2 protein-coding genes are annotated in these 3,175 nt (G+C 46.1%); both read right to left on the reverse strand.

The features are described 5' to 3' along the window. Positions 1 to 1,051 (reverse strand): amidohydrolase family protein (locus IQ229_RS20420; protein ID WP_194046872.1); only part of this gene is annotated, 1,051 nt, incomplete at its 3' end. Between the two features lie 226 nt (positions 1,052 to 1,277). Beyond that, the gene (locus IQ229_RS20425) at positions 1,278 to 2,642 is read right to left on the reverse strand and encodes an LLM class flavin-dependent oxidoreductase (RefSeq protein ID WP_194046870.1); all 1,365 of its coding nucleotides are present in this window, start codon (positions 2,640 to 2,642) and stop codon (positions 1,278 to 1,280) included. Between the last annotated feature and the right edge of the window lie 533 nt (positions 2,643 to 3,175).

Here is a 3,175-nt window from a genome sequence, read left to right on the forward strand (position 1 = left end):
TTTCTGCACCGTAGCGCTCAAATATTTCAAACAACTCATCGGCATTTGTCAATGCTGGATTGTAGTTTTCCAGTGCCTTGATATTGCGCTTGGAGAACCGATCTACCAAATGAATGTAGACACGCGCACCCCAATCTGCACCACCTTCCAGCATCGCTACTCGCAACTGCGGAAAACGCTTGGTAACACCGCCGAAGAACAACGCCTTCGCAAACGCTTCCGAACCATCGGCGAAGTGACCGATATGGTTGTTCATGTAGTTACTGATGGAGGAGCGGCCAGTCCAACCCTGACTGCCATAATGGGTGGTGACGGGTACGCCAAGTTCCACGACCTTTGCCCAGAAAGGATCGTAGTCGTATTCACTATCTAGTCCGTAAAAGTCGATATAAGAAGCATACTTGGCGATTTCAGGGAATTTATCAGCTGGATATTTATCAGCGATCACTTTGATTGGCCGTTTCACACCGCCAGTGATATTAATCACTTTTAAACCAAGTGTTTTCACTGCAAACTCGAGCTCCTCAATGCCTTCTTGGGGAGTAGTTAATGGGATACCAGCTACCGGTGTCAAGCGATCGCTATATTTCCGGTAAATATCAGCATGATAGTGATTGACCGCGCGTTGCAGTGCTTGACGATTTTCTGCACTGGCTCCAGCCGGTGCTAAGACATTGTTGGGAAACAGCACCGAATAGTCCGATCCTTGCTCCGCCTGACGCTCATAGAGCAATCCGGGGAGGGTGTAAGTGGCGAGATCGAGTGTATTTTTGGTCACTCTAGCCCACCAAGGCGATCGGATTGTGCGGTTGTATTGACGTTCTTCAGGAGTTTGTTGATACCAGTCTTTACCGTTGCTCTTAGAGTTAAGACGAGAGGCTTCCGTCTTACGCAACTCATCTACAAGTTTCACACCGCCGTACTTAGCGATGTAATCCTCAAAAGCTGGGGTGAAATCATTGGTATGAACGTCGGTGTCGATTACTGGATAATCAAGGGTTGCTCTGATTGCAGCAGAGCGTGAGGTCTTCAATCGGCTATATTCAGTCATGTTTTTTTCCTTGCTTACAGCACAAAAATTACAGAGTTTTTCAGCATCCAATGCTGCTATTGATAAATACATTTCTTGTAGAGACGGCGATTTATCGCGTCTCCCTACGATTTTCTGTAAGGTGGCGATCTACAGAAAGTACGGTTTAAAAGGTATGCCATAAGCATCCGTGAAAAATTCATTTACACTACAGCACTGTAAGCACAGTGCAGATATGAAAAGTCATTTACGCCAACACCAATCTTTCATCTAGTTGTTTAGCAGTAAAACGATTGGCCGGACGACGCAATCCCAGGTTTTCACGTAAGGTACTGCCTTCGTATTTAGTACGGAACAGTCCGCGTTTTTGGAGGACGGGAACGACTAGGTTAACGAATTCATCCAATCCTGTGGGAAGGATTGGCGGCATGATATTAAAGCCATCTGCGGCATCGTTGTTGAACCATTCTTCTAGTTGGTCGGCAATGGTTTCGGGAGTACCGAGTATGGTGCGATGACCTCGTGCAGTAGCAAGAGAGAGATACAACTGGCGCAGTGTGAGAGTCCCACGAGTAGCCAAATCTCTAACTAGTTTGAGACGACTTTTGTTAGTGTTGGTGTCGCTGGGTAGTTCGGGAGCCACATCATCTAAAGAATATTTCGACAAATCCACACCCTTGTAATAGTCCTTTAAAATCCCCCAGGCCACATCGGGATGGATTAACGATTGCAAGAATTCGTATTTTTCTTGAGCTTCTGATTCAGTACGGCCAATGATTGGGAAAGCACCAGGCATAATTTTGAGATCGTCTGGCGATCGCCCATATTGTGCTAGCCTACCTTTGACATCAGCATAAAACTCTTGGGCATCAGCTAGGGTTTGATTGGCGGTGAAAATCACCTCGGCAGTGCGTGCAGCTAAGTCCCGTCCCGATTCGGAGGCTCCAGCCTGAACAATTACTGGATAACCTTGGGGCGGACGACCAACGTTTAAAGGGCCTTTTACAGAGAAATATTTGCCCTTGTGGTTCAATGTATGCAGTTTATCCGGGTCGAAATAGACCCCAGACTCTTTGTCACGGATGAAAGCATCGTCTTCCCAACTATCCCATAGACCTTTCACCACTTCCACAAACTCTTCAGCTCGTTCATAACGCTGGCCGTGTTCTGGGTGATGCTCAAGTCCGAAATTACGTGCAGCATTTTGATTGCCTGTAGTAACTACATTCCACCCGGCCCGGCCTTTACTCAAGTAGTCTAAGGAAGCAAACTTACGTGCCAGGGTGTAGGGTTCTTCATAAGTGGTCGAGGCGGTGGAAATGAAGCCAATGTTTTGGGTTACAGAGGATAAGGCCGAGAAGAGGGTGACAGGCTCAAAATGGGCAATTTTACCGTTGCGATGCTGAGTTTCTGGAGCGCCGCCCCAGACTCCTGGACTATCTGCCAGGAAAACTGCATCGAATAAGCCGCGTTCGGCGGTCTGGGTAATTTCCTTATAATGCTCGAAATTCAGTCCCGCATCTGCTTGTGAATTGGGGTGTCGCCAAGCAGAGACATGGTGTCCGGTAGCTTGAATGAATGCACCTAAACGAAACTTGCGTGTTGTACTCATATATTTTTTCTTTTTTTATAGTGCGTTAGCGTACCCCTCCGGGGAAGCAAGCTACGCGGAGCATCTCTTAGAGAAGCTTAGGGTCGGTATCGCTGATTTGGGCTATGCCAGTTATGATTACTGCTGCTACGAAAGGTTGGCAATTCCTAACTGCTCAAATGCATCACACATTTTGATCGAACCCACATAATTAGGTGGCAAGTGCTTATGAAAAGAGGACAGCATCATGGTTTTAACCACTGATATATGTCTAAAAAATCCTCGGATGGCATATCGATAAAATCTTTTCACCGTAAAACTTTGAGGTATTGGTGCCATTCAGACATTCACCTCTTGCTAGACACTGAATGTCGTCATGCAAAGATTTTCTAGTAACTAAACTTGCCGTTCAGTTACCTAACTAGTTGCTCAAAAATCAAATAACCTAACTGTAAGTCAGGTTAATACCACAGCAGAATTAGGAATGCTGCTGCTTGGCGCTCTAATTACCATAAATTTATCTAGTAATTTTACCTACCAGATAGAGCCTACAC

Source organism: Nostoc cf. edaphicum LEGE 07299, from assembly GCF_015207245.1.
GTDB classification, from domain to species: domain Bacteria; phylum Cyanobacteriota; class Cyanobacteriia; order Cyanobacteriales; family Nostocaceae; genus Nostoc; species Nostoc edaphicum_B.

What these genes read in the sequence shown, in the direction of transcription:
- IQ229_RS20425 (WP_194046870.1), bottom strand. Translation starts at nt 2,642, where the DNA reads ATGAGTACAACACGCAAGTTTCGTTTAGGTGCATTCATTCAAGCTACC.